The sequence below is a fragment of the Candidatus Sodalis sp. SoCistrobi genome (assembly GCF_900143145.1).
Lineage (GTDB): Bacteria > Pseudomonadota > Gammaproteobacteria > Enterobacterales > Enterobacteriaceae > SoCistrobi.
Map to the genome: position 1 here is coordinate 1 of NZ_FRDB01000361.1, position 1,513 is coordinate 1,513.

Annotated in this window: 4 protein-coding genes; all 4 read right to left on the reverse strand. The window is 49.6% G+C overall.

The window, feature by feature from the left end:
* The coding region (locus CINSTRO3249_RS15765) for a transglycosylase SLT domain-containing protein (RefSeq protein WP_371441391.1) at window positions 1-209 on the reverse strand (209 nt) is incomplete at its 3' end.
* A 2-nt stretch (window positions 210-211) separates the two neighbouring features.
* Complete coding sequence (locus CINSTRO3249_RS17000; RefSeq protein ID WP_125933229.1) at window positions 212-847, reverse strand: prepilin peptidase; 636 nt, start codon at window positions 845-847, stop codon at window positions 212-214.
* Window positions 844-1,275 carry a type IV pilus biogenesis protein PilM gene (gene pilM, locus CINSTRO3249_RS15775; RefSeq protein WP_074013895.1) on the reverse strand — a complete coding sequence of 144 codons (432 nt, stop codon included), beginning with the start codon at window positions 1,273-1,275 and terminating at the stop codon, window positions 844-846. The genes CINSTRO3249_RS17000 and pilM overlap by 4 nt, the downstream gene beginning before the upstream one ends.
* A gap of 44 nt (window positions 1,276-1,319) precedes the next feature.
* Window positions 1,320-1,513 (reverse strand): hypothetical protein (locus CINSTRO3249_RS17470; protein WP_217265410.1); only part of this gene is annotated, 194 nt, incomplete at its 5' end.

Sequence of the window (1,513 nt, forward strand, 5' to 3'; positions counted from 1 at the left end):
CGCCGGTTAAGGCCAACGGCGCGGGGATTCATACCGCTTTCGACCTCCGCTATCGCTATCAACAACAGCGGATCAATACGGTAGGTTCGCGCCGCTGACTCAAAACATGCCGCTATCGCGGCTTTTGGAGGCTGGGAATGCGCCATCGCGCCAAAGGCCAGCGAAAAAAGCGCCTGAGCAACGAGCCAGATCAGGCCGTAAAATAACATTTTCATAGAGGATTAATCGACGGTTCAATAACCACATAGAGATAAAACGTCAGATACAGGAACGGCACAAACGCCACATGCTTTTTTCTCCATGACCAGGCCATCGCCATCACATAAGCAACCCCGATATAAACAAAGGAAAATATCGGCGATAACCATAAGCCTACCGCGGTAATCAGATAGATATCGCCTTCCCCAAACAGGGCCCCCTGCCTGTCGCCCTTCACCCACAGATTACAGACCAGCATAAACAGCACCAGTAGCGCCGAACTCACCCCACTGAGCAGCAGCGCAACATCATCCATATGGCGCGTGACGGCAAAAACACTGAAACAGCTACAGGCATAAATCAGCGCATCCGGTACCCAATGCGTCACCGCATCAATATAGGCGGCTGTGGCAAAAAGCAGCAGAAAAAACGAAAGCCACGGCTGGCCATGGTGAAAAAAATAAAAAACAGGAACAGAATAAAACAATACCACGGCAAGTAACGGATATTGCCTGACGGTGATACGCTCCTGCGAAAAGGCTTCTCCCTCCTTAATCACGGCGTCTCGCGCCTGTCGGTAATATTCAGGAATAAAACGACACACCCCTGCCATTATGATGGACGATGAAACCATTGAAATAAGTATCATAATCTTATATAAACCACGCTATTTTCAGGGACGCACGGCGGACGGGGCAATTCCCCGGAAGGCGTATTAATCCCGCTGCGATAACCGGTGCCAATCAGCGAAGAATTCCCTGTTCTCATCAGCAACGCCGACAATAATGCAGGACGGTTTGCTGTATACACATATCCCCGGCCACTATCGATACAGGCGTGGATACGTTTATTTTTTTCCAGCCAGACGGGAAGTATCAATTTATCCGTCACTTCACCCTGAACGGCGGTATTCGTCTGCAAATACCGGTCCAGACCGTCCGCATAAAGAAGAAAGGTCGTGGTGAGTGCCTGAATCTGAATCGCTTCCGTGGTATTTCTGTGCGCACTATCAATCTGGCTTATCTGAAAAACGGCAAGTGCGGACATCACCAGCATAAATGCATAGCTGACGTTCATAATTTATCACCTGGAATAAAAAAGATTCTCTTTCCGAGAGACACTTAGTGGCAACAGGTAATCACATAAGCGGACTCTTCATTTTGATGACCTACAAATTGCAGTCCCGAAGCATACCAGCCAACAGGGCAACGATATTCCCTGAAGTCACGCCCCCACCAGTTTCCAACCTGCTGACACTCACGCTGCTCCAGACTTCCCCCCGACGTCCAGCGTCCATTGGTGCAAGACAGTAAAG

What these genes read in the sequence shown, in the direction of transcription:
- pilM (WP_074013895.1), bottom strand. Translation starts at nt 1,275, where the DNA reads ATGAACGTCAGCTATGCATTTATGCTGGTGATGTCCGCACTTGCCGTT.
- CINSTRO3249_RS17000 (WP_125933229.1), bottom strand. Translation starts at nt 847, where the DNA reads ATGATACTTATTTCAATGGTTTCATCGTCCATCATAATGGCAGGGGTG.